The organism is Flavimobilis rhizosphaerae, assembly GCF_014852685.1.
GTDB classification, from domain to species: domain Bacteria; phylum Actinomycetota; class Actinomycetes; order Actinomycetales; family Cellulomonadaceae; genus Flavimobilis; species Flavimobilis rhizosphaerae.
In genome coordinates this window covers 127,465-151,902 of sequence record NZ_JACZDF010000008.1, presented here as the reverse complement: position 1 = coordinate 151,902, position 24,438 = coordinate 127,465, and the positions used below count along the sequence as shown (strand labels likewise).

The 24,438-nt window shown below is 71.9% G+C and carries 21 protein-coding genes; 1 reads left to right on the top strand and 20 read right to left on the bottom strand.

Annotated features, from left to right (window positions below; all coding sequences use genetic code 11):
• Positions 1–181 precede the first annotated feature (181 nt).
• From IGS67_RS13065 to nrdI, 16 genes are all read right to left on the bottom strand, one after another.
• On the bottom strand, positions 182–2,290 hold the full coding sequence (locus tag IGS67_RS13065) for an acyltransferase family protein (RefSeq protein WP_192281938.1): 2,109 nt from the start codon (positions 2,288–2,290) through the stop codon (positions 182–184).
• 120 nt (positions 2,291–2,410) lie between these two features.
• The gene (locus IGS67_RS13060) at positions 2,411–4,681 is read right to left on the bottom strand and encodes a primosomal protein N' family DNA-binding protein (protein ID WP_328742749.1); all 2,271 of its coding nucleotides are present in this window, start codon (positions 4,679–4,681) and stop codon (positions 2,411–2,413) included.
• A gap of 2 nt (positions 4,682–4,683) precedes the next feature.
• A complete protein-coding gene (gene metK / locus IGS67_RS13055; protein ID WP_192281935.1) occupies positions 4,684–5,886 on the bottom strand; it encodes a methionine adenosyltransferase in 1,203 nt (400 codons plus the stop codon).
• Between the two features lie 18 nt (positions 5,887–5,904).
• Positions 5,905–6,669, bottom strand: a complete 765-nt coding sequence (locus tag IGS67_RS13050) for a 4'-phosphopantetheinyl transferase family protein (protein WP_192281932.1) — start codon at positions 6,667–6,669, stop codon at positions 5,905–5,907.
• 10 nt (positions 6,670–6,679) lie between these two features.
• Entirely contained in the window at positions 6,680–7,873 is a 1,194-nt protein-coding gene (gene coaBC, locus IGS67_RS13045) for a bifunctional phosphopantothenoylcysteine decarboxylase/phosphopantothenate--cysteine ligase CoaBC (RefSeq protein WP_192281928.1), read from the bottom strand.
• A gap of 35 nt (positions 7,874–7,908) precedes the next feature.
• Positions 7,909–8,181, bottom strand: a complete 273-nt coding sequence (gene rpoZ, locus IGS67_RS13040) for a DNA-directed RNA polymerase subunit omega (RefSeq protein ID WP_192282056.1) — start codon at positions 8,179–8,181, stop codon at positions 7,909–7,911.
• Between the two features lie 70 nt (positions 8,182–8,251).
• Positions 8,252–8,878 (bottom strand): guanylate kinase, encoded by a 627-nt coding sequence (gmk, locus tag IGS67_RS13035; protein ID WP_192282053.1) that lies wholly within the window; start codon positions 8,876–8,878, stop codon positions 8,252–8,254.
• Position 8,879: 1 nt separating this feature from the next.
• Positions 8,880–9,191, bottom strand: a complete 312-nt coding sequence (mihF, locus tag IGS67_RS13030; protein ID WP_102510488.1) for an integration host factor, actinobacterial type — start codon at positions 9,189–9,191, stop codon at positions 8,880–8,882.
• Positions 9,192–9,351: 160 nt separating this feature from the next.
• Positions 9,352–10,212, bottom strand: coding sequence for an orotidine-5'-phosphate decarboxylase (gene pyrF / locus IGS67_RS13025; protein WP_328742745.1), 861 nt, complete (start codon positions 10,210–10,212; stop codon positions 9,352–9,354).
• Entirely contained in the window at positions 10,209–13,553 is a 3,345-nt protein-coding gene (carB, locus tag IGS67_RS13020; protein ID WP_192281925.1) for a carbamoyl-phosphate synthase large subunit, read from the bottom strand. The genes pyrF and carB overlap by 4 nt, the downstream gene beginning before the upstream one ends.
• 3 nt (positions 13,554–13,556) lie before the next feature.
• On the bottom strand, positions 13,557–14,810 hold the full coding sequence (carA, locus tag IGS67_RS13015) for a glutamine-hydrolyzing carbamoyl-phosphate synthase small subunit (RefSeq protein WP_328742742.1): 1,254 nt from the start codon (positions 14,808–14,810) through the stop codon (positions 13,557–13,559).
• The gene (locus IGS67_RS14070) at positions 14,807–15,346 is read right to left on the bottom strand and encodes a PH-like domain-containing protein (protein WP_192281922.1); all 540 of its coding nucleotides are present in this window, start codon (positions 15,344–15,346) and stop codon (positions 14,807–14,809) included. The genes carA and IGS67_RS14070 overlap by 4 nt, the downstream gene beginning before the upstream one ends.
• Entirely contained in the window at positions 15,346–16,695 is a 1,350-nt protein-coding gene (locus IGS67_RS13005; protein ID WP_192281919.1) for a dihydroorotase, read from the bottom strand. The genes IGS67_RS14070 and IGS67_RS13005 overlap by 1 nt, the downstream gene beginning before the upstream one ends.
• Positions 16,692–17,714, bottom strand: coding sequence for an aspartate carbamoyltransferase catalytic subunit (locus IGS67_RS13000; RefSeq protein WP_192281914.1), 1,023 nt, complete (start codon positions 17,712–17,714; stop codon positions 16,692–16,694). The genes IGS67_RS13005 and IGS67_RS13000 overlap by 4 nt, the downstream gene beginning before the upstream one ends.
• Entirely contained in the window at positions 17,711–18,289 is a 579-nt protein-coding gene (gene pyrR / locus IGS67_RS12995) for a bifunctional pyr operon transcriptional regulator/uracil phosphoribosyltransferase PyrR (RefSeq protein WP_328742738.1), read from the bottom strand. The genes IGS67_RS13000 and pyrR overlap by 4 nt, the downstream gene beginning before the upstream one ends.
• A gap of 524 nt (positions 18,290–18,813) precedes the next feature.
• Complete coding sequence (gene nrdI / locus IGS67_RS12990) at positions 18,814–19,233, bottom strand: class Ib ribonucleoside-diphosphate reductase assembly flavoprotein NrdI (RefSeq protein WP_192281907.1); 420 nt, start codon at positions 19,231–19,233, stop codon at positions 18,814–18,816.
• 153 nt (positions 19,234–19,386) lie between these two features.
• Here nrdI and IGS67_RS12985 point away from each other — a divergent pair, with 153 nt between their 5' ends.
• On the top strand, positions 19,387–20,301 hold the full coding sequence (locus IGS67_RS12985) for an endonuclease domain-containing protein (protein WP_192281903.1): 915 nt from the start codon (positions 19,387–19,389) through the stop codon (positions 20,299–20,301).
• A gap of 358 nt (positions 20,302–20,659) precedes the next feature.
• Here the strand turns inward: IGS67_RS12985 and IGS67_RS12980 are convergent, their stop codons facing one another.
• The 4 genes from IGS67_RS12980 to IGS67_RS12965 form a co-directional block, all read right to left on the bottom strand.
• Positions 20,660–22,399: an AMP-binding protein gene (locus IGS67_RS12980; RefSeq protein ID WP_192281900.1), complete on the bottom strand. Its 1,740-nt coding sequence runs from the start codon at positions 22,397–22,399 to the stop codon at positions 20,660–20,662.
• A gap of 129 nt (positions 22,400–22,528) precedes the next feature.
• Positions 22,529–22,945 carry a transcription antitermination factor NusB gene (nusB, locus tag IGS67_RS12975; protein WP_192281897.1) on the bottom strand — a complete coding sequence of 139 codons (417 nt, stop codon included), beginning with the start codon at positions 22,943–22,945 and terminating at the stop codon, positions 22,529–22,531.
• 1 nt (position 22,946) lies between these two features.
• Entirely contained in the window at positions 22,947–23,510 is a 564-nt protein-coding gene (efp, locus tag IGS67_RS12970) for an elongation factor P (RefSeq protein WP_192281894.1), read from the bottom strand.
• Between the two features lie 259 nt (positions 23,511–23,769).
• Complete coding sequence (locus tag IGS67_RS12965; protein WP_192281891.1) at positions 23,770–24,207, bottom strand: type II 3-dehydroquinate dehydratase; 438 nt, start codon at positions 24,205–24,207, stop codon at positions 23,770–23,772.
• Between the last annotated feature and the right edge of the window lie 231 nt (positions 24,208–24,438).

The window sequence follows — 24,438 nt, the reverse complement described above, 5'->3', positions numbered from 1 at the left end:
CGCGACGCGCGCGTGCGTCATGGGCCGAGCCGTCGCGCAGCGTCGCGCGGCGGCCCCGGGAGGTCCGGCCCACGTCGTCGGGGGCCGGTCGAACATCTATCTGAGACGTGGCGTATCAGGTACTTGCCGCTGCAAGATTACACGATGACGTGATCCGCGTCACAGAGAGGGTTGGGGGGGTTCAGTCACGCGCCGCGACATACGCGTCGGCGACCAGCCGCGCATACACCGCAGCACCGTCACGCGTCGGGTGCACACCGTCCGCGGCAAGCAGCTCGCCGTGCGACCGCACCGCACCGTGCCAGTCCGCGACCGACACCTGAGGATGTTCCTTCGCCGCCTTTGCGATGACTGCGTTCGTCCCCTTGATCCAGCTCCGGGCCCCGTACGCGTTGACGAGCACGACCCGACGCTTCGGCCCCACGGCCGCGAGCACGTCGTCGATCGTCCGCTCGCGCAGTGTCGTGTTCGTCGCGAGGGCCAGCACGACGACGTCCGGAAGCTCACCCTTCTTCTCGAGCTCACCGAGGATCCCGGGAGCCACGAGCATCGAGCGCGACACCGCCGAGTCGATCCGCACGTCCGGCAGGAGAGCCCGGATCTGCTTCGCCGACGCCGCGGTCACCGAGTCACCGACGACGACAAGGTCAGCACCGGTCGCAGGCGGTGCCGTCGACGCGCTCGGCTCCGCCCCCGCCCCCGGCTCCGTGCTCGGCGCACCCGACGGCTCCCCGGGCACGTCCGACGGAGCTGGCGAGGGCACGTCCGACGGCTCCGAGGTCGCCCCCGGCGTGCCGGACGGCGCGACCGTCGGCACCTCAGCGGCTCCCGGCCCAGGGGTGCCGGGCCCCTCGCCCGGCCCGTTCTCCCCCATGCCCGCAGCGATGTCCTGCTCGATCGACGTCACGTGCGGGGCCGTCGCCACAGCGAACCCCGTGAGCACGAGGCACGCGACCATCGCTCCGCCGACCAGAGGTGCACGCAGCCCACGACCCGGCGCGCTCCGCGCCGGACGCACCCAGCGCGCCAGCCGCTCGAGCGAGACGAGCACGCCGTCGCGCACGACGGGCTGCTCGACGTAACGGAACGAGAGACCCGCAAGGACGAACGTCACGACGACCGTGACGACCCACACGAGCGGCACCCCCGAGCCCTCGACCCACTGCTTCGCGAAGATCTGCGTGAGCAGCACGAACACCGGCCAGTGCCACAGGTAGACGCCGTAGCTCCGCTCTCCGATCCACCGCAGCGCAGGCGTCTCGAGCAGCCGTCGCACGCGCGAGTCGTGGAGCATCGTCGTGACGAGGAGCGCCGCCGCGAGCGACACGACGAAGAGCCCGCCGCGGTACGTCACAGCGGAGTCCCACGGCACGAGCAGCGAGAAGGCGCCGATGACGACGAGGCACACGCCCGCGACGACCCCCGGGCGACGCCGCTTGAGCGCGCGGACGACCCGTGCACCCCGGCCCACCGGCGTGAGCGCCGCCGGCCACGGCGCAGGCCGTCCCGTCCGGACGTTGCCGAAGTACCAGAACGCCAGGAGAGCCCCGAGCATCATCCCGAAGACGTGCGTGTCGGTCCCGTAGTAGACGCGCGTCGGGTCCTCGCCCGGCGTGTGCAGCAGCGCCATCGCGCCCGCGGACGCGAGCGCCGCCGCCCCCGCGGCCACGAGGCCCGCGCGCCGGGAACGCGCGAGCAGCAGCACCCCGAGGACGACGAGCGGCCACACGAGGTAGAACTGCTCCTCGACCGCGAGTGACCAGAGGTTCGAGAACATCTGGGGCACGAGCGCCGAGAAGTAGCTGTCCTCCGCGGCGATCGACACCCAGTTGCTCGAGAACGTCAACGCGCCGAAGACCTGCCGGTCGAGGTGCACGCGCACGTCACCGCCGACGAGCAGCGCGACCGGCGAGCACACCGCGACGACGACGAGGAGCGCAGGCAGGAGCCGCCGGACACGTCGCGTCCAGAAGTGTGCGAGGTCGATCCGCCCCGTGCGGGCCTTCTCCCGCAGCAGACCCATCGTGATGAGGAAGCCCGAGATGACGAAGAACACGTCCACGCCGACGAACCCACCCGGAACGGCGTTCGGTGCGAGGTGGAACGCGAGGACGAGGAGGACGGCGACCGCGCGCAGACCGTCGATGCCCGCGATGCGACGAGGGGTCGGCCGACGCTGGACCAGCCGGGTGGCGCCCGTCGGGGGGTCGACCGTTCTCACGGTCCCCGTACCGTTCTCCGCCGTCGCCGTCGCGTCCTCGACCGACAGGTCAGTCGTCCGTGCTGCCACTGCTCGTACTGCCTCCGTGCGTCGCTCCCAGCCTCCTACTGTGCCACGGGCAGGGGCTCGCTCCGGGATGCACGCCGCGGCGCCCCGCGCCGACATGACGCACGCCACGGGTAACTCGCGTCACACGAGGTCTGCGACGTCCATGTGCAGCCTCACTGTGCCCGCTCCGCGCCGTGCCCCGCGCCCGGCCACCCCAGCGCGCAACGACGCCGCGAGCAGGCGACCCTCCCCGCGGGGCGCACGGACGATCGCCCGCACGTCACCGAGCTCACCGCCGAGCACGGGCGCTCCCCCGTCGGCCGGCGTCACAGGGACGGGGCCGAGCACCGTCGCCCCCGGGGGCAGGGTCGTCTCCGCAAGCACGGCCATGACTGCCTGCCGCGGCCCTGTGAGCGCCCCGACGCGCACCGCCGGCGGCAGCCCGAGCTCGACCCGCTCGTCGAGCTCCCGGTCAGCGAGCCCCGCCGGGTCCCATCGCACGAGAGCTCCTGTGACGACCTCGTCACCGTCGCCGACGACCGCGACGACCCCGCCTGCTGTCGCAGGCCTCACGAGGCTCGCGGCCGTGAGCCAGCGTCGCACGGCATCCTGTCGCGTCCTCAGCTGCGTGCCAGCCGTCGCGACCCCGGCGTCGAGGAGCAGCGCCGCCGCATACCCGCCGGCCGCGACCGGCTCGGCGCCCGGGGTTGCGACGACGAGCGCGGACGCGCCCGACACCGTCGCGAGGACGCCCCCGGCAGACCGTGCCCCCGAGATCCGTACGGGAACGTTCGTGAAGGCACGCCCGAGTTCCTCCGCGGTGCGCTCGGAGCCGACGAGGACCGAGCGGAGCGTGCTCCCGTGGCAGCGGGGGCACGACCATGCGGCGGCGAGCCGACCGCACCACCGGCACTGGGGAGTCGAGGATCCCGACGCTAAACCGAGCGGACCGTGGCAGTCCGGGCAGTCCGCGGGTTCACGGCACGTCCCGCACGCGGTGACGGGCACGTAGCCCGCACGCGGCACCTGGACGAGGACCGGTCCCTGGGCGAGCCCCTCGCGCGCGATCCGCCACGCCGCCGACGGGATGCGCGCGACCGCCGCAGGCCCCTCGCGCGCGACCTCGACCCGGGTGAGGGCCCTCACCCGCGGTGCGCGCTCGCGGACGACGGCGCGGGCGGCACCGATCTCGTGGGCCCAGCCGGAACGCACGAGAGCCTGGGCCTCGACCGACCGACCGAGGCCCGCGACGAGCAGCGCGCACCCCTCGGCCTCCGAGCGCAGCGCGAGCACTTCCCGCACGTGCGGGTAGGGCGCGCGCTGCTCGGCGTGCAGCGGGTCGTCGTCCTCCCACACGACCGCGAGACCGAGCTCGGCGACGGGAGCGAACGCTGCTGCGCGCGTGCCGATGACGACGCGGGCATGGCCCCGCAGGGCGGCGAGGAAGGCCCGGTAGCGCTGGGCGGGGCCGTCGTCGGCGAGGAGGCGCACGTAGCCGTGGGCGCGTCCGACGTCGTCCGGGAGTGTCCGTCCGGACGCGGTCGCGTCGCGGAGCCCCGCCGCGTCGAGGGCGCGGCTCAGACGGTCGACGTCGCGCGCGTCCGGGAGCACGACGAGCACGCCCCGTCCGCTGTCGCGCACGACGCGGACCGCGCGCGCGACCATGTCCTCCCAGCCGTCGTCCGCGAGCACCGAGCCGCCGGCCGTCCATCGGCCGGGAAGTGCCGTCCACACCCCGCGCACGGCGGCTCCCGAGGCTGCGTGCCGGAGGAACGCCTCGCCGCCGGCGAGCCCGGACCACGGTCCGGCGTCCGTCGGCGCGGAGCCGTGCGGTGCGGAGGCGCCTGGTGCGGGCCCGTCCGGTGCCATGGGCGACCGGCTTCCGTTGTGAGGCTGCTCGCCCGTGGTGACGGCGGCCTCGGCGAGCGGCTCGTCCTCGGTGCGGGCGTGCCGGGGCGGGACGGCGAGTCGGACGACGTCGCTCATCGAGCCCGCGTAGTGCTCGGCGACGACGCGGCAGAGCCGCGCCGAGGCGTTGGGCAGGACGGGCTCGGTCGACACGAGCCGTCGCAACGGGCGCAGCGTCCCCTCGTGCTCGCTCGTCGCCAGGCGCTCGAGCACGTAGCCGTCGACGTCCTGCGCGCCGAAGCGCACCTTGACGCGCACGCCGGCCGTGACGCCGTCGGCCATCGACACGGGGACGAGATAGTCGTACGTGTGGTCGAGGCGCAGCACGGGCACCTCGACGACGACCCGGGCGACGGGGAGGTCGTCGGCCGCCGTGACGGCCTGCGCCCCGGGTGCGGGCCGTCGCCGAGGCGCAGGCATGCCGGGGAGCTCGAGCTGGTCGGGCTCGCCCGCGGCTGGGCCCTGCGCGGGCTCGGCGGGCTCCGTGCCCGCCGGACCCGTCACGGTCAGACGGCTGACCGCAGCGCGTCCACGCGGTCCGTGCGCTCCCACGTGAAGTCGGGAAGCTCACGGCCGAAGTGGCCGTACGCGGCAGTCGCCCGGTAGATCGGACGCAGGAGGTCGAGGTCGCGGACGATCGCGCCGGGACGCAGGTCGAAGACCTCGTTGATCGCGGCCGTGAGCCGCGGCAGCGGCACGGTCTCCGTGCCGAACGTCTCGACGTACACGCCGACGGGGTGCGCGCGGCCGATCGCGTACGCGACCTGGACCTCGCAGCGCTCCGCGAGCCCGGCCGCGACGACGTTCTTCGCGACCCAGCGCGTCGCGTACGCGGCCGAGCGGTCGACCTTCGACGGGTCCTTGCCGGAGAAGGCTCCGCCGCCGTGGCGGGCCATGCCGCCGTACGTGTCGACGATGATCTTGCGACCCGTGAGGCCCGCGTCGCCCATGGGGCCACCGACGACGAAGATGCCCGTCGGGTTGACGTGGACCTTTGTTGCGCGCGTGTCGAGATCGAGCTGCGCGGCCTCGAGGACGGGAGCGATGACGAGGTCGCGCACCGCGCTCGTGAGCACGTCGTGGCGCACGTCCGGGTCGTGCTGCGTCGAGACGACGACCGTGTCGAGGGAGACGGCATGATCGCCGTCGTAGCCGATCGTCACCTGCGTCTTGCCGTCGGGGCGCAGCCCGGGAACCTCGCCTGAGCGGCGCACGTGGGCGAGCCGCTCCGCGAGCCGGTGGCTGAGCCAGCCGGGCAGCGGCATGAGCTCGGCGGTGTCGGAGCACGCGTAGCCGAACATGAGGCCCTGGTCGCCCGCGCCCTGGAGGTCGAGCGGGTCGACGTCGCCCGCGTCGTTCGTCCGCGACTCCTCGGACTTGTCGACGCCCTGCGCGATGTCCGGGGACTGCTGCCCGATCGAGACGGAGACGCCGCACGAGTCGCCGTCGAAGCCGATCGCGGACGACGTGTACCCGATCTCGCGGACGACGGAGCGGATGATCTGCGGGATCTCGACGTACGCGGACGTCGTCACCTCGCCGGCGACGTGGACGAGGCCGGTCGTCACCATGGTCTCGACGGCCACCCGTGCCTCGGTGTCCTGCTCGAGGATCGCGTCGAGGATGGCGTCGGAGATCTGGTCGCAGACCTTGTCCGGGTGGCCCTCGGTGACGGACTCGGAGGTGAACAGGCGGAGGTGGTCGGTCATGGTCGCCAATCCTAGACGTCAGGGACGGGGCGGCCGCTCGAAGGTCGTGACGTGAGACGTCGCGGAGACGCCTGTGGTCAGGTCGACACGCTGCGGCTCGACGTCGCTCCCGACGAGGAGCGCGACCGTGGTGACGCCCGGGTCGTGGTCGACGCGCACGAGCGCGTCGAGCGCCCGCACAGGGCTCGTCCTCACCCGGATCCGCGCGGTCGTGCGGTCGGACTCCCCGGGTGACCGGAGGCCGTCGGGTCCGACGACGGTCCGGCGGTGCTGCGTCGCGAGATCGCCCTGCCCGGCCTTGACGAGCGACTCCTTGATGCCCCACGCCTCGAGGAACGCGAGCTGCGGACGTGACGAGGATCGCACGAGCGCGGCCTCGTCGGCCGTGAGCGTGCGGTCGACGACGCGCGGCGGGACGGGCCGTCCGCCCGTGCGTTCGACGTCGACCCCGCACGGCACGCCCGCGACGACGACGGCGACGGCCCCGCGGGTGTGCGCCCAGGCGACGTGGACGTCCGGGTGCCCGGCGACGTGCGGGCGTCCGTGCGGCCCGCCGCAGCCCGCGCACGACTGCGCGGGGACGAGCTCGCCGTCCTCGGTGCCCGTGGCGAGCGCGAGAGCCCGTCGGGCGAGGAGATGGGCAGCGCGGAAGTCGACGGCGTCCTCGGCCCGGACCATGCGTGCTGCCCGGGCCTCCTCGTCGACGCTCAGGGGAAGGTGACCGAGGACGTCGAGGACCTCGGTGCTCGGGGCGACGACGAGGAGCGGGTGGACGTGTGCCATCGCGGCAGGCTCAAGCACGCGCGCGGAGCACCGCGTCCCAGACTGCGTGGGCGACCGCGGCCTTCGAGCCGTCGGCCGACGCCACGGTGCTGCCGTCGCGGTCGAGGATCGTCACGGAGTTGTCGGACGAGCCGAACGTGCGCCCTCCGGAGACGTCGTTCGCGACGAGGAGGTCGGCGCCCTTGCGCCGCGCCTTGGCGCGCGCGTGGTCGAGCACGGTGCCCTCGGCGTCGCCCGTCTCGGCGGCGAAGCCGACGATGGTCTGCCCGGGGCGGCGACGCTGGTGCGCGAGGTCCGCGAGGATGTCGGGGTTCTCGACGAGCCGCACCACGGGCGGTTCGCCGCCGTCGGTCTTCTTGATCTTGTCGCGCACGACGTTCTTGGGCCGGAAGTCGGCGACGGCGGCGGCCATGACGACGACGTCGGCGGTGCGCGCGGCCGTGTCCATCGCCGCGTGCATGTCACGGGCGCTGCTGACCCGGGTCACCTCGATGCCCGCGGGAACGTCGACGTCGATCGACGCGGCGACGAGACGGACGCGCGCGCCGCGCTCGTGGGCGGCACGGGCGAGCTCGATGCCCTGGCGACCGGTCGAGCTGTTGCCGAGGAACCGCACGGGGTCGATCGGTTCGATCGTGCCGCCCGCGCTCACGACGACCTCGAGGCCGGCAAGGTCCTGCGGGCGGACGAGGGCGAGCGCCGCCGCTGCGATGACGTCGGGCTCGGGCAGGCGGCCTGGGCCCGAGTCGGCGCCCGTGAGCCGGCCGACGGCCGGGTCGAGGACGGTGACGCCGCGTTCGCGGAGCAGGGCGACGTTCGCTCGGGTCGCGGGGTGGTGCCACATCTCGGTGTGCATCGCCGGGGCGAGCAGCACGGGGCACGTCGCGGTGAGGAGCGTCGTCGTGAGGAGGTCGTCCGCGCGGCCGGAGGCCGCCCGGGCGAGGAGGTCGGCGGTCGCCGGAGAGACGACGACGAGGTCGGCCTCACGTCCGAGCCGGACGTGGGCGACCTCGTCGACGTCGTCGAAGATCTCGTGCGTGGCCTTCTCGCCCGAGAGGGCCTCCCACGTCGCGCGCCCGACGAACTCGAGGCTCGCCGCGGTGGGGATCACCCGCACCGAGTGGCCCGCCTCCGTGAGGAGGCGCAGCAGGAGCGCGCTCTTGTAGGCGGCGATGCCGCCCCCGACGCCGAGGATGATCCGCACCGCACGTCCTCCGTGGAAGTGGTCGAGCTGGGGCGTCAGGCCCCGGCGTCCTCGTTCTCGGTGAGCTCGAGGAGGCTCTGGTTGATCTCGCGCATCGCGATCGAGAGGGGCTTCTCCTGGACGCGCGTCTCGACCAGGGGTCCGACGTGCTCGAGGAGACCCTCGGAAAGCTGCGAGTAGTACGCGTTGATCTGGCGGGCCCGCTTCGCGGAGTAGACGACGAGCGCGTACTTCGAGCTGGCGTGCTCGAGCAGGTCGTCGATGGGCGGGTCGGTGATGCCCATGGGCTGGGCAACGGTTCCGGACAAGATGATCTCCGCAACGTGTGATCGGTGGTGGAGGCCCGGCGCGGAGCGCACGAGCCGAAGGGTCATCCTATCAGCGCAGCGGCGCACCTTCCGCGACCGGGTTCGCTGGGCGCGGTGCAAGGCCGATGACGCTCACGAGCTCGTCGGTCGCTCGCGTGACGACATCGTTGACGATGACGTGGTCGAACTCTGCCTCCGCGGCCATCTCGACGCGTGCCGTCGCGAGCCGACGCTCGCGCTCCTCAGGTCCCTCGGTCCCGCGTCCCACGAGCCGCCGCTCGAGCTCGTCCCAGCTCGGCGGCGCGAGGAACACGAAGCGCGCGTCCGGCATGGACTCCCGCACCTGACGTGCACCCTGGAGGTCGATCTCGAGAAGGACGGGCTCCCCCGCCGCAAGACGCTCGTCGACCGGACCGCGCAACGTTCCATAGCGGTTCTGGCCGTGGACGACAGCGGTCTCGAGGAACTCGCCCGCGGCAAGTCGCCGCTCGAACTCCTCGGTCGTGAGGAACAGGTAGTGCACCCCGTCGACCTCCCCCGGGCGTGGCGCCCGTGTCGTCGCCGACACGGACAGCCACACCTCGGGATAACGCGCACGGAGGTCGGCGGAGACTGTGCCCTTGCCGACCGCAGTAGGCCCTGCGAGGACCGTGAGACGTGCAGGATCGCGGTCGCGGGGCGTTGTGGGAGCGGAGATGTCAGCCGAACCTCTCGATGAGGGCCTGTGCCTGGTGCGGGCCGAGGCCACGGACACGGCGCGACTGTGCGATCCCGACCTCGTCCATGATCGCCTGCGCCTTGACCTTGCCGACCCCCGGCAGCGACTCGAGCAGCGCGGTGACCTTCATCTTGCCGATGACGTCATCCGTCCTGCCCGCCTCGATGACGGAGGAGAGTGAACCCTGAGAGTACTTCAACCTGTTCTTGATCTCGGCGCGCACGCGTCGTGCCTCTGCTGCCTTCTCGAGAGCAGCGGCCCGCTGCTCCGGGGTCAACGGTGGGAGTGCCACGTTCATCACCTTCCTCGCGGTGGGCTGGTAGTTGTGAACCTAGGCACATCTTCGCTGGTCGGCAAGCAGAGCCGGAGGTGATGGCGCCTGCGAGAGGGCCCGGGAGGGGCTCCAGCGGCGGGCTGGCGCCCCTCCCGGAGAAGGGTGAGAACGGGGTGGTTCAGCCGCGCAGAGCGCGGGCAGCCTCCCCCGCAGCCTTGAGCGCGGCAGCCCGGAGCGCGCCGAGGTCCGGACCTGCGCGAAGAACCCCGCGCGACGAGGACGCGAGGACCGTCCGGCGGGCGTCGCCGAAGACGGCGCGCAGCTCGTCGGGCCCAGCACCCTGCGCGCCGACGCCCGGGGCGAGCAGCGGACCGTTGACGCCGACGAGGTCCGTGCCGGTGCCCTGGGCGGCCGCGCCGATGGTCGCGCCGACGACGAGGCCGACCGACCCGAACGGCTCGGCCCCCGCGTTGAGCTCGCCGGCCGACGCGGCGATCGACGCCGCGACCGTCGTCGTGCCCGCCCCCGCGCCACGCCGTGCGTGCTGCACGGACGCACCCTCCGGGTTCGACGTGAGGCACAGGACGAAGAGGCCGCGGCCCGTCGCCGTCGCGAGCTCGACCGCTGGCGCGAGCGAGCCGAAACCGAGGAACGGTGACACGGTGAGCGCGTCGCCCGCGAGCGGCGAGCCGTCGCGGAGGAACGCCTCGGCGTACGCGCCCATGGTCGAGCCGATGTCGCCGCGCTTCGCGTCGACGATCGACAGCGTGCCCGTCTCGCGGGCCGCTGCGACGACCTCCTCGAGCACCGCGAGCCCCCCGGACCCGTGGCGCTCGAAGAACGCCGCCTGCGGCTTCACCGCGGCGACGCGCCCGCCGACGGCCTCGAGGACGCGCGAGGAGAACTCACGCAGACCTGCGGGGCTGTCGGGCAGCCCCCACGCCTCGAGGAGCGAGGCGTGGGGGTCGATGCCGACGCACAGCGGACCGTGCGCGTCCATGGCTGCCGCAAGGCGTGCGCCGAAGGGCACGACGCTCACGCGACGACCGCCGGGGTCGGCAGGTCGGACGCCGCAAGGGCCGCCATGTGCTCCTGGAGCGAGGTGACCTCGAACGGCCCGGCGAGGATCGCCTCGATGGCCTGGACCGCTGCCGCGAGCTGCTGCGTCGTCGTGACGATCGCACGGTCCGCGGCCGTCGACGCTGCGCGGATCTCGTAGCCGTCGGCGCGCGCGCCCTGGCCCGAGGGCGTGTTGACGACGAGGTCGATCTCGCCCGCGGAGATGAGGTCGACGATCGTCGGCTCCCCCGCCGGCCCGCGGCCGTCGGACTGCTTGCGGACGATGCGCGTCGCGATGCCGTTGCGCTCGAGGACCGTCGCCGTGCCGGACGTCGAGAGGATCTCGAACCCGAGCTCGACGAGTCGCTTCACCGGGAAGACGATGTCCCGCTTGTCGCGGTCCGCGACCGAGACGAAGACCGTGCCAGACGTCGGCAGGCCGCCGAACGCTGCGGCCTGGGACTTCGCGAACGCCGTCGGGAAGCGCTGGGAGAGGCCCATGACCTCGCCCGTCGAGCGCATCTCCGGGCCGAGCACCGTGTCGACCGCGACGCCGTCCGCCGTGCGGAAGCGCTTGAACGGCAGGACAGCCTCCTTGACGGCGATCGGCTGCGAGAGCTCGATGACCGCGGCGTCGCCCGCGGCGGGCAGGATGCCGCTCGCACGCAGATCAGCGATCGACTCCCCCGCCATGACCTGGGCGGCCGCCTTCGCGAGCGACACGCCCGTGGCCTTCGAGACGAACGGCACCGTGCGCGATGCACGCGGGTTGGCCTCGAGGACGTAGAGCACGTCGCTCACGAGCGCGTACTGGACGTTGAGCAGGCCGCGCACGCCGACGCCGCGGGCGATCGCCTCGGTCGAGCGACGGATGCGGTCGAGCTCGGCCTGGCTGAGCGAGACGGGCGGCAGGACGCACGCCGAGTCGCCCGAGTGGATGCCCGCCTCCTCGATGTGCTCCATGATGCCGCCGAGGTAGAGCTCGGTGCCGTCGTAGAGCGCGTCGACGTCGATCTCGAGCGCGTCGTCAAGGAAGCGGTCGATGAGGATCGGCGCGACCCGGCCACCCTGCTGGGCGGCGGCACCGAGCGCACGCTCGACGTAGCCCGTGAGCTGCTCCTCCGAGTAGACGATCTCCATGCCACGACCACCGAGGACGTACGAGGGACGCACGAGCACCGGGTAGCCGATGTCGGCGGCGATCTGGCGCGCCTGCGGGAGCGTCGTCGCCGTGCCGAACGCGGGGGCCGGTAGCCCGGCCTCCTCGAGGACCCGCCCGAAGACCGCGCGGTCCTCGGCCGCGTCGATCGCCTCGGGCTGCGTGCCGAGGATCGGCAGGCCCGCGTCCGCGAGGCGCTGCGCGAGGCTCAGCGGCGTCTGGCCACCGAGGGTGACGACGATGCCCTTGACCGGACCCGCGGCGAGCTCGGCCTCGTAGACCTCGAGGACGTCCTCGAAGGTGAGGGGCTCGAAATAGAGGCGGTCGGAGGTGTCGTAGTCCGTCGAGACGGTCTCCGGGTTGCAGTTCACCATGATCGTCTCGTACTTCTCGGCGAGCGCGAGCGTCGCGTGCACGCACGAGTAGTCGAACTCGATGCCCTGACCGATGCGGTTGGGGCCCGAGCCGAGGATGATGACGGCCTCGCGCTCGCGCGGTGCGACCTCGGTCTCCTCGTCGTACGTCGAGTAGTGGTACGGGGTCGTCGCGGCGAACTCCGCCGCGCACGTGTCGACTGTCTTGAAGACGGGCCGCACGCCGAGCGCCCGGCGCACCTCGCGGACCGTCGACTCCCCTGCGGGGCCGCGGATACCGCGCAGCGCGGCGACCTGGACGTCCGAGAGGCCATGACGCTTGGCGAGCGTGAGGACGTCACGCGTGAGGGCGGGCGCCTGCGCGACCTGCTCGGCGACCTCGTTGACGAGCTCGATCTGGTCGAGGAACCACCGGTCGATCTTCGTCGCCTCGTAGACGGCCTCGATGCCCGCACCGGCGCGCAGCGCCTGCTGGACCTGGACGAGACGCTGCTCGGTCGGGCGCTTGATGGTCTCGAGCAGCTCGTCGAGCTCAGCACCCGACGGGGCCTCGCCGTCCCAGTGGAACGTCGTGCCGGACTTGTCGATCGAGCGCAGCGCCTTGCCGAGCGCCTCGGTGAAGTTGCGGCCGAGGGCCATGGCCTCACCGACCGACTTCATGGTCGTCGTGAGCGTGTCGTCGGCCGCCGGGAACTTCTCGAACGCGAAGCGCGGGACCTTGACGACGACGTAGTCGAGCGTCGGCTCGAACGACGCGGGTGTCGTGCCCGTGATGTCGTTGGTGATCTCGTCGAGCGTGTAGCCGATCGCGACCTTCGCCGCGATCTTGGCGATCGGGTAGCCCGTCGCCTTCGACGCGAGCGCCGAGGAGCGCGACACGCGCGGGTTCATCTCGATGACGACGACGCGGCCCGTCTCCGGGTGGATCGCGAACTGGATGTTGCAGCCGCCCGTGTCGACGCCGACCTCGCGGATGATCGCGATGCCGATGTCACGGAGGTTCTGGTACTCGCGGTCCGTGAGCGTGAGCGAGGGCGCGACGGTCACCGAGTCGCCCGTGTGGACACCGACCGGGTCGACGTTCTCGATCGAGCAGATGACGACGACGTTGTCCGCCTTGTCGCGCATGAGCTCGAGCTCGTACTCCTTCCAGCCGAGGATGGACTCCTCGAGGAGCACCTCGGTCGTCGGCGAGTAGTGGAGGCCCTGACCGGCGATGCGACGCAGGTCGGCCTCGTCGTACGCGATGCCCGAGCCGAGGCCCCCCATCGTGAACGACGGCCGGACGACGAGCGGGTAACCGAGGTCCTCGGCAGCCGTGAGTGCCTCCTCGATCGTGTGGACGATGTGCGAGCGTGCGGACTCGCCCCCGCACACCTCGACGACCTCCTTGAACTGCTCGCGGTCCTCGCCCTTCTGGATCGCGGGGATGTTTGCGCCGATGAGCTCGACGCCGTACTCCTCGAGGACACCGGCCTCGTCGAGAGCGATGGCCGCGTTGAGGGCTGTCTGGCCGCCGAGCGTCGCGAGGACGGCGTCGGGCCGCTCCTTGGCAATGATCGACGTGAGGACCTCGGTCGTGATCGGCTCGACGTACGTGGCGTCGGCGAAGCCGGGGTCCGTCATGATCGTGGCGGGGTTGGAGTTGAGGAGGATGACGCGCAGGCCCTCCTCCTTGAGCACGCGGCACGCCTGGGTGCCGGAGTAGTCGAACTCGCAGGCCTGGCCGATGACGATCGGGCCCGACCCGATGACCAGGACGCTCTGGATGTCGTTGCGACGAGGCACGGGTCAGTTCTCCTTGCTGGCGGCGGGCGTGGCGGACGTCGCGGCCGAGAGGCCGGCGGCGGACTTCGCACCCGAGGTCATGAGGTCGATGAAGCGGTCGAAGAGGTAGGAGGCGTCGTGCGGGCCGGCCGCGGCCTCCGGGTGGTACTGCACCGAGAACGCCGGGATGTCGAGGCACTCGAGGCCCTCGACGACGTTGTCGTTGAGACCCACGTGGCTCACGACGACACGGCCGTAGCGGCCGTCCGCGTGCGGGGCCGTCGACGTCTCGCCGATGGGCGCGTCGACAGCGAAGCCGTGGTTGTGGCTCGTGATCTCGACCTTGCGGGTCGCGAGGTCCATGACCGGCTGGTTGATGCCGCGGTGGCCGTAGCCGAGCTTGTACGTGCCGAAGCCGAGCGCACGGCCGAGCAGCTGGTTGCCGAAGCAGATGCCGAAGTACGGCACCTTCGCGTCGAGCACCTCGCGCAGGAGCGCGATCGGGCCGGTGGCCGTCGACGGGTCGCCTGGGCCGTTCGAGAAGAACACGCCGTCCGGTGAGTACGCCATGAGCTCGTCGAACGTCGTCGTGGCGGGCACGATGTGCACGCGGACGCCACGCTCGGCGAGGCGCGCGGGCGTCATCGACTTGATACCGAGGTCGAGGGCGACGACCGTCGCGACGGGATCCTGGCCCTCAAAGCGTCCCGCGGGCTCGATCGTGTAAGCCGTGTCCGTCGACACCTCGGTCGCGAGGTCGGAACCCGCCATCTGCGGGCTTGCGAGGATCTCCTCGACGAGCGAGCCGATGCGGCGCGGGTGGCCGTCGACGCGCAGCGACGCGCCCGAGAAGATGCCGCCGCGCATGACGCCGCGCTCGCGCAGGTGCCGCGTGAGCGCCCGCGTGTCGATGTCGGAGATGCCGACGACGCCCTGGGCCGCGAGGTCGTCCGAGAGGTCGCCCTCCGAGCGCCAGTTCGAGGCGCGACGCGCCGCGTCGCGCACGACGAAGCCCGCGACCCAGATGCGCACGGACTCGGGGTCCTCGCTGTTGACGCCGGTGTTGCCGATGTGCGGCGCTGTCATGACGACGATCTGGCGGTGGTACGACGGGTCGGTGAGCGTCTCCTGGTAGCCGGACATGCCGGTGTTGAAGACGATCTCGCCGAGCGTCGTGCCGACCGCGCCGAAGGCACGCCCTGCGAAGGCGCGGCCGTCCTCGAGGACGAGCACGGCGGCATCGTCGTCGAGAGGCACGAGGTCGAGGGGCTGGTTCACTGCTGCTCCTTCGGTGCGGGGGCTGTGCTGAGGATCGAGCGGACGGCCTCGTCGAGGACGTCGCGCTCGGTGGAGTGGTCGGGGCGCAGCCCCGTGTCGAGGAGGACCTCGTGCCCGTCCGGGCCGCTCGAGGCCCAGGTGATGACGACGATCGACGCGTCGGCGACGAACTTGCCGACCATGCCCGAGGACCGGGCGACGCGGCGCAGGGTGTTCGCGGGAAGGACGAGGTCCGGCGCGCCGACGCGCTCGACGACGAGCGCGTGCTCGTGGACCGTCACCGTCGCGCGACCGCGGACGCCGAGACCGTGGGCGGCGACACGTTCGAGCCACTGCTCGTGGAACGTCGTCGCGACGTAGCTCGCGGCGATCGCGTCGGTGAGGGGCGTACCGCGCTCGGCGGGTGCGACGGGCAGCGCGCCGATCTCGAGCGCCGTGCGTGCGGAGCGTCGGCGCCAGCCGACGGCCATGCCGACGAGCGTCGCGACGGCGAGCACGGCGAGGACCGTGATCGTCACCTCGTGCGGGACGCCCATCAGGCGATCGTCCCCTGCGGGGCGGGTTCGCCGGCGGGGGCGAGCGCCTCGCCGTCGAGGACCGTGGGGCGGCCGCGGAGGAACGTCGCGACGACCTGGCCCGGCAGCTCACGGCCCGCGAACGGCGAGTTGCGGCTCATCGTGCCCTGGAGCGCGGGGTCGACCGTGCGGCGCACCGTCGGGTCGACGAGCGTGAGGTTCGCGGGCTCGCCCTCGGCGACGGGCCGGCCGTGCCGGTCGTCGACGCGGCCGATGCGCGCGGGGTTGGTCGAGAGGACCCGCGCGACGTCCTCCCAGGTGAGACGGCCCGTCTCGACCATCGTTTCCTGGACGACCGCAAGGGCCGTCTCGAGGCCGGTCATGCCGAACGCCGCGGCGTCCCACTCGCAGTCCTTGTCCTCGACCGGGTGCGGGGCGTGGTCGGTCGCGACGATGTCGATCGTGCCGTCCGCGAGGCCCGCGCGGACCGCCTCGACGTCCTCGGCGGTGCGCAGCGGCGGGTTGACCTTGAAGACTGGGTCGTAGCCGCGCGCGAGCTCGTCGGTGAGGACGAGGTGGTGCGGCGTGACCTCGGCAGTGACGGGCAGGCCGCGGGACTTCGCCCAGCGGACGATCTCGACCGAGCCAGCCGTCGAGAGGTGGCAGACGTGGAGGCGTGAACCGACGTGCTCGGCGAGCAGGACGTCGCGCGCGATGATCGCCTCCTCGGCGACCGCAGGCCAGCCGCGCAGGCCGATCTCGGCGGAGACGACGCCCTCGTGCATCTGCGAGCCGTCGGTGAGCCGCGGCTCCTGAGAGTGCTGTGCGATGACGCCGTCGAACGCTTTGACGTACTCGAGGGCGCGGCGCATGAGCACGGGGTCGTGGACGCACTTGCCGTCGTCGGAGAAGACGCGGACGCGGGCGGCCGAGGACGCCATGGCGCCGAGCTCGGCGAGCTGCTCCCCCGCGAGGCCGACGGAGACGGCGCCGACCGGGAAGACGTCGACCCAGCCTGCGTCGTTGCCGAGGCGCCACACCTGCTCGACGACGCCCGCGGTGTCCGCGACGGGCGTCGTGTTTGCCATGGCGTGCACGGCCGTGAAGCCGCCGAGGGCAGCAGCGCGGGTGCCGGTGAGGACCGTCTCCGCGTCCTCGCGGCCCGGCTCGCGCAGGTGCGTGTGGAGGTCGACGAGCCCGGGCAGGAGGACCTTGTCGGTCGCGTCGATGACGAGCGCACCCTCGGGCACCTCGAGCGACCCGGCTGGCGCCACCTTGGCGATGACGCCGTCCGCGAGGAGGACGTCCTGGGGCTCGCCACCGAGGATGCGCGCCGCCGTGAGGAGGACGGGTCGGTTCTGGGCGGTCATGCGAGCTCCTTCGACGTGGGGACGGGGGCCGCGGTGCCGGAGCCCGCGAGCGTGAGGTAGAGGACGGCCATGCGGACCGCGACGCCGTTGGAGACCTGCTCGACGACGACCGAGCGTGCCGCGTCGGCGGCCTGCGCGGAGATCTCGAGCCCACGGTTCATGGGGCCGGGGTGCATGATGACCGCGTGCTCGGCGAGGGTCGCGAGGCGCCGCTGGTCGAGGCCGTAGAGCCGTGAGTACTCGAGCGGGCTCGGGAAGTAGCCGCCGCCTGCGGCGCTCATGCGCTCGCGCTGGACCCGGAGCATCATCACCGCGTCGGGGCGCTCCGCGAGGGTCGCGTCGAGGTCGTAGCTCACGGTGCACGGCCACGTCCCGACGCCGACGGGCACGAGCGTCGGCGGTGCGACGAGGGTGACCTCGGCGCCGAGGGTCGTGAGGAGCTGGACGTTCGAGCGCGCGACACGCGAGTGCAGGACATCACCGACGATCGCGACCTTGAGGCCCGCGAGGTCCTTGCCGACGCCGCGGCGCGCGTCGAAGCCCTCTCCCGAGCCTGCGACGCCACGATCGGCGAGGTGCCGGCGGATCGTGAACGCGTCGAGCAGCGCCTGCGTCGGGTGCTGGTGCGTGCCGTCGCCCGCGTTGACGACGGCGGCGTCGACCCAGCCCGCGTGCGCGAGCAGGTGCGGCGCGCCCGACGCGTGGTGACGGATGACGATGCCGTCCGCGCCCATCGCCTGGAGCGTGAGCGCCGTGTCCTTGAGGGACTCGCCCTTGGAGACGCTCGAGCCCTTCGCGGAGAAGTTGATGACGTCGGCGCTCAGCCGCTTGGCCGCGGTCTCGAAGGAGATGCGGGTACGCGTCGAGTCCTCGAAGAAGAGGTTGACGACCGTGCGGCCACGGAGCGTCGGAAGCTTCTTGATCTCGCGGGACTGGGTCGCGGCCATCTCGGCGGCCGTGTCGAGGACCTGGACGGCGTCCGCGCGGGTGAGGTCGCGCGCGTCGAGGAGGTGTCTCATGCGCGGGCCTCCCCTGCGGTGATCGTCACGGCGTCCGTCCCGTCGATCTCCTCGACGAGCACGGCGACGCGCTCGCTCAGGGACGTCGGGAGGTTCTTGCCGACGAAGTCGGGGCGGATCGGCAGCTCGCGGTGGCCGCGGTCGACGAGGGTCGCGAGCTGCACGGCGCGTGGGCGGCCGAGGTCCTTGATCGCGTCGAGCGCCGCCCGGATGGTGCGGCCGGAGAAGAGCACGTCGTCGACGAGGACGACGACCTTGCCGTCGATGCCGTCGGCCGGGAGCGTCGTCGTGCCGATCGGACGCGTGGGGTGACGGTGGAGGTCGTCGCGGTACATCGTGATGTCGAGCTCGCCGACGAGGTGCGCGGCGTCGAGGCTGGGCTCGACCGCCGCGAGGCGCTCGGCGAGACGGTGCGCGAGCGGGAGGCCGCGTGTCGGGATGCCGAGGAGGACGACGTCGTCGCCGCCCTTGTTCCGCTCGAGGATCTCGTGCGCGATCCGGGTGAGCGCTCGGCCGATCTCGGGGGCGCCGAGGACTGTCGTCACGGCGTCTTCGGGCATGGGTGCGCCAGCCATGTGGCGACCTCCTTCTCCGCCTCTCTGGACGGTCTGTTAAAGGAAAGCCTGTCGGTGGCCGACTCTACGCCCGGGCTGTGCCCGCGCGGAGGTTCGTCCACGGAGCGGAAGGTGTGGCGTGCGCCACGTGTGCTGCGCGTGCACGGAGAGTCTCGGCTCGGCAGGCTCGAGGTGGCGACGGGCGTCGACCGTGCTGGGCCGGCCCGGCCGCATCTGTGCAACGAGCTGTCGTCGGCGCCGGTTCTTTGCTCATCCTCGGGCGAACGAGCTGCATCCGTGCTAAGAGCCCGCCCGCGGCCCGATTCTTTGCTCATCCTCGGCCCTCGCGGCAGCATCTGTGCAAGTAACTGCCCCGCGCCCCAGTTCGCTGTTCATCCTCGGGCGCGCCAGCGGCATCCGCGCAAAGAACCCGCCCGCGCCCCGGCTCGCTGCTCATCCTCGGGCCCAGCGGCAGCATCTGCACAGAGAGCCATCTCGCGCCCCTCCTTCTGCGCGATGCAGGGACGCGTCGCGGCCCGCGGTCGTCAGCCGCGGTGTGCTGCGTCGAGTGCCGCGTCGAGCTCGTCGAGGATCGCGCGCGCGTCCTCGACGTCCCACTGCGTGCCCTGGAGCTCGAACTCGTAGAGCACCGGACGCCCTGAGAGTCGCGCGATCGTGCGCGCGGCCGCCTGGTAGTGCTCGCCGAAGTTGCGGTTGCCGGAGCCCATGACCCCGACGAGACGCCGGCGCGTCACAGGGTTGCGCAAGAACCGGCGGACGGGCTCAGGAATCGTGTCGTTGTCAGGGTTGCCGGTCTTGTACGACGGCGTGACGAGCACCCAGGGCCCGTCGGGCACGGATCGCCGGACCTCCCGGTCGCCAAGGTCGTGGGCGGCGCGGCCCAGCCGCTGCGCGAACTGTTTGACCATGCCGGACGCGCTCGACGCGTAGTAGATCTCGATCATCGTGCCCTCCTCCCCCACCCTCGCCCGATCGCGGCGCGCGGCGCAGGGACGAAGGTCCTGCCGCCATGACCACAGGGCTCGCCATGCCGACGTCGATCCACAGCTCAAACGTGTGGTGTCCTGTCGCCGACGTACTGGTGCAAGCATCCGTCCATGGCCATGCTCACGGATCGCGGAGTGCCGCTGCCGGCGTCGGCACGCCAGGTCGGCGTCTTCACCCTGGTAGACTCGCGCGCTGCCGGTGCCACGCACGACCAGACGTCGCGGATGACGACGTCCGGCGCCTGGGTGCGCGTCGTCGGTGAGGCGTACTGCCGGGCCGGGACGCAGGTGACGGTACCGATGCTTCTTGCTGGAGCTCGGCTGACCTGGCCACGAGGCGTCGTCATGGGTCCGCTCGCGGCGATCCATTACGGCGCGCCACTCGACCGACCCGACATGATCGATGTCGCCCGTATGTGTTCCGGTCGCCGGCCACTCCACGGCCTTCAGCCGCGCGTCATCCCGCTGGGCGACGACGAGTGGCGCGACAACGGCGTGTTCCGCGTGACGCACCGAACTCGGTCCTATGTGGACACTCTCGCGTTCGCGCCGTTCGAACAGGCACGGCGCCTGCTGGTCTTTGCGTTCGCGCACGGCATCCTCACCCGGTCGGATCTCGTCGAACGGCTCGTCACGCACCCTGGCATGCACGGCAACGGCCAGATCCGGCGGCTGCTACGTGAGTCGGCCGGAGGTGCGTGGAGCCCCGCGGAGCACGACGCGCACGAGCTCTTGCGCCGTCACGGCATCACCGGCTGGTCTCCGAACATGCGGGTGCGCGATGCAGCTGGACGGATCATCGCGGTCGTCGACATCGCTTTCGGCGACGTGAGGCTCGCGATCGAGGTCGACGGTGAGTCGACCCACGCGCGGAGCATCCAGAAGGACTCCGCACGCAGGAACCGGCTCGTCGCAGCCGGGTGGACGGTGCTCAGCATCACGCCCGCCGACATCCGCGACCGTCCCGACCATGTCGTCAGCCTTGTCGCGACGACGATCGACAGGCTCCGCGGCACACGCTCGTAGTGCTCGCGCGTTGTCACAAGGACAGCGAAGAGTCGTCGGTCGGCCTTCCGCATGGGGCTTGTGGAGGACGGGCGGTTCGGTGGCCACGTGGTGTCCACTGTCGACGAGCGGACCCGGTCGCGATGAGCTGCGTTGCTCAAGTTCGACGCCATCGATCCAAGCCGCGCAAAGGACCGGTCCTGCGCGCGGTTGGTTGCTCAGGCTCGACGACTTCGACCGAGGCCGTGCACAGAACCGGCCACACGAACGGTTCGTTGCTCAGACTCGTCCCACTCGGACGAGGATGAGCAACGAACCGCCCGCCGCGGCCCCGGTTCGCAGCGTGAGAGCGTCGGGGCGCCATCGCCGCAAGAACCTACTACTCCGGCTTGCGCTTCATGATGTCGTCGCGGACGACGCGCCGCAGCACCTTGCCGATCTGCGAGCGGGGCAGCTCAGTGACGATCTCGAGCTGCTTGGGCAGCGCGTAGCGCGCAAGCTTCTCCTCGCCCCATGCGCGCACCTGCTCGAGGTCGATCGCGGCGGCGACGTCGGTCGCGAGGACGATCGCGGCGACGACGCGCTCGCCGAGGTCTCCCCCCGGCACGCCGACAACGGCAACGTCCTCGATGCCGGGCATCGCACGCAGGTGGTCCTCGACCTGCGACGGGTACACCTTGAACCCGCCGGAGATGATCATCTCCTTGATGCGGTCCACGAGCTTGACGAACCCGTCGGGCTGCACCACGACGACGTCGCCCGTGCGGATCCACGTGCGGCCGTCGACCTCGACAAGGCTGTCGGTGGTCTCCTCGGGACGGTTCCAGTACCCCTGGAACACCTGGGGGCCGGAGATGAGCAGCTCGCCACGCTCGCCCGCGGGGACGAGGACGCGCGGATCCTCCTGGTCGGTGACGCGGATGTGCGTCGACGGGAAGGGCAGCCCGAGGGTGCCGGGCTGGCGTGCGTCGGAGCACGGCGAGCCGAGCGCGACGGGCGACGTCTCCGTCATGCCGTAACCCTCGATCGCGAGGCCTCCGGTTGCGGCCTCCCAGGCGGACGCGACGGCTGTGGGCAACGGCATTGCGCCGCAGATGGCGAACTGGAACGACGTGAGGTCGACACCGGCGGCGGGTGCGGCCTTGGCGATGCGGTCGAGCATCGGTGGGACAGCGGGGAGGAACGTCCCGGGGACGCGCTTCTGCGCGGCGAGGAACTGCTCGACGTCGAACTTCGGCAGGAGGACGAGGGTCGCGCCGATGCGCAGGGCGAACGAGAGGCACAGCGTGAGGCCGAAAGCGTGGAAGAAGGGCAGGACGCCGTAGACGACGTCGTCGGAGAGGCCACGTCGCGGCCCCTCGGCCTCGTCCCTGCCGAGCTGCGTCCACTCCTGCCCCTGGAGGGCGTTGGCAACGAGGTTGCGGTGCGTGAGCATGGCGGCCTTGGGCGTGCCGGTGGTGCCGCCGGTGTACTGCAGGAGTGCGAGGTCGTCGGCCTCGGGCGACGGGTAGCTCGCGGGCACGGGACGTGCGTCGCGGAGCAGCTCCTCCCAGCGGGAAGTGCCGTCGGGGACGTCGCCGCGCATCTGGCTGCGCAGTGCGCGGGCGGTCGCGACTGGGAGCTTGAGGGCGAGGCGCTTGGCGCCGGGCAGGTCGCGCGTGAGGTCGACCGCGACGACGGACTTGACGCCGGCGTCGGCCTGGACGGTGAGGAGGCGTGCAGCGGTGGGCTCCCACGCGATCGCGACCTTGGCGCCCGAGTCGGCGATCTGGTGGGCGAGCTCGTCGCGCGTGTACGTGGGGTTGCACTCGACGACGACGCCGCCGACGCGCAGGACCGCGTAGAACGCGACGACGTGGGTCGGGCAGTTCGGCAGGGCGATCGCGACACGGTCGCCGGGGGCGACGCCGAGGCGGGTGAGGACACCTGCCGCGCGGGCGACCTCGGTGGCGAGCTGGCGGTAGGTCGTGCGTCGTCCTAGGAAGTCGAGCGCGATCCGGTCGGGGAAGGCCGCGGCGTTGCGCTCGATGACGGCGTGGAGGGGCTCGTCGGGAACGTCGACGTCGGCGGCGACGCCGGGTGCGTACGAGCTGAGCCAGGGACGGTCGGCAAGATCCATGCCTCAAGGCTAACCTACGGCGCCGTAGGTTACGTTCGCGTAGGTGCGCGACCAGGCAACTTGCCCCTGCCAGCAACAGCCAGGGCCCCGCTCCCGCGCGGGGAGCAGGGCCCTGATCGAGCAAGACGCTCAGCCGAGCAGCGTCGGCTTGAGCTCCATGATGCGCGCGAGCAGACCGTTGACGAAGCTCGGCGACTCGTCGGTCGACAGCGCCGAGGCGAGCTCGACGGCCTCGTCGATCGCGACAGCGTCCGGGACGTCGTCGTTGAAGACGATCTCCCATGTCGCGAGCCGCAGGATCGCGCGGTCGACCGCGGGCATGCGGTCGAGGGTCCAGCCGTTCGAATAGGTCTCGAGGACCTCGTCGATGCGTGCCGCGTGAGCGTCGTACCCCTCGATGAGCTCGCACGCGTACTGCGGGAGCGCCGCCTCCGTCCCGGGGGACGCGATGCGGTCGGCGAGCATCGTCAACGGTGCGACGTCGCGCTGCTCGGCCTCGAAGAGGACGTCGACGGCCCGCTTGCGGGCCTTGCTGCGGGCTGCCACGTCAGTCGGTCACGCGACCCAGGTAGGAGCCGTCGCGGGTGTCAACCTTGACCTTGGTGCCCTGCTCGAGGAAGAGCGGGACCTGGATCTCAGCGCCGGTCTCGAGCGTCGCCGGCTTCGTGCCGCCGGTCGAGCGGTCGCCCTGGAGGCCGGGCTCCGTGTACGTGATCTCAAGGACGACGGACGCTGGCAGCTCGATGTAGAGCGGCACGCCGTCGTTCTGGGCGACGAGGACCATCTGGTTCTCGAGCATGTAGTCGACGGCGTCGCCGACGACGGCGGACGAGACCGGCACCTGGTCGTAGGTGTCGGTGTCCATGAAGATGAAGTCGTCGCCGTCCTTGTAGAGGTACTGGTAGTTCCGCTTGTCGACGTTCGCGGTCTCGATCTTCAGGCCTGCGTTGAACGTCTTGTCGACGGTCTTGCCGGTGACGACGTTCTTGATCTTCGTGCGGACGAACGCACCGCCCTTGCCAGGCTTGACGTGCTGGAACTCGATGACGGTCCACAGCTGGCCGTCGAGACGGAGCACGGTGCCGTTCTTGATGTCGTTCGTGGTCGCCACGGTTCAACTTCCTCTTGGGGGTGTCAAGTGTCGGTGGTTCCGGAACCCGCGCGCCGGGGCGCTGGGCGTGCCGGAGGGTTGCCGCAGGGCGGCAGCCGCCGCAACTTGTCGAGTATAGCGAGCCTGCGGCGCCTGCGGTCGCTCGGCGCCGGGGTGGCGTGCGCCACTGGTGGCCGGCGCTGTGCGGGGCATGCCACCTTTCGACCCCTTCCGACAGTCGGACGGGCGGAGGCCGTCGAGCCGTCGGGCAGCGGCCGGATCAGGCGCCGGCGAGGGCCGAGAGCGCGAGCCGGTAGGAGTCGAGGCCGAAGCCCGCGATGGTTCCCGTCGCGACGGGCCCGACGACTGAAAGGTGCCGGAACGCCTCGCGTGCGTAGGGGTTGGAGATGTGCACCTCGACGAGCCGCAGCCCGACGTCCGTCACCTGGGCGGCGGCGTCGCGCAGCGCGTAGGAGTAGTGCGTGAACGCGGCAGGGTTGAGGACGGCGTCGGTACGGGTGTCGACGGCCTCGTGGAGCCAAGCGACGATTTCGGATTCGTCGTCGGTCTGGCGGACGTCGGCCTCAAGGCCGAGCGCGGCAGCCCATTCCTCGCACGCCGACCGCAGGTCGGCGAGAGTCGCGTGACCGTACACCTCGGGTTCGCGCACGCCGAGGCGACCGAGGTTGGGACCGTTGAGAACGAGGACGCGCGTCATGCGGCGAGCGTAGCGGTCCCCGGCCTCGGGTCGACGCCCGTCCCGCCCTGCGGTCGTGGCGCAGCGGTCACGGCGCAGTGTGCGCGGCGCGCCGTGGGGACGGTCGCGGTGCGGCCGCGATCCGGTAGGGGCAGTCCCGTACGTGGACCCCGCACACTTCGTCGCGACGGGTGCTCCCGCCGCGCCGCCGCCCGCGCCCGTGGCTAGGCTCGCGCTGCCACCGGGGCCCAG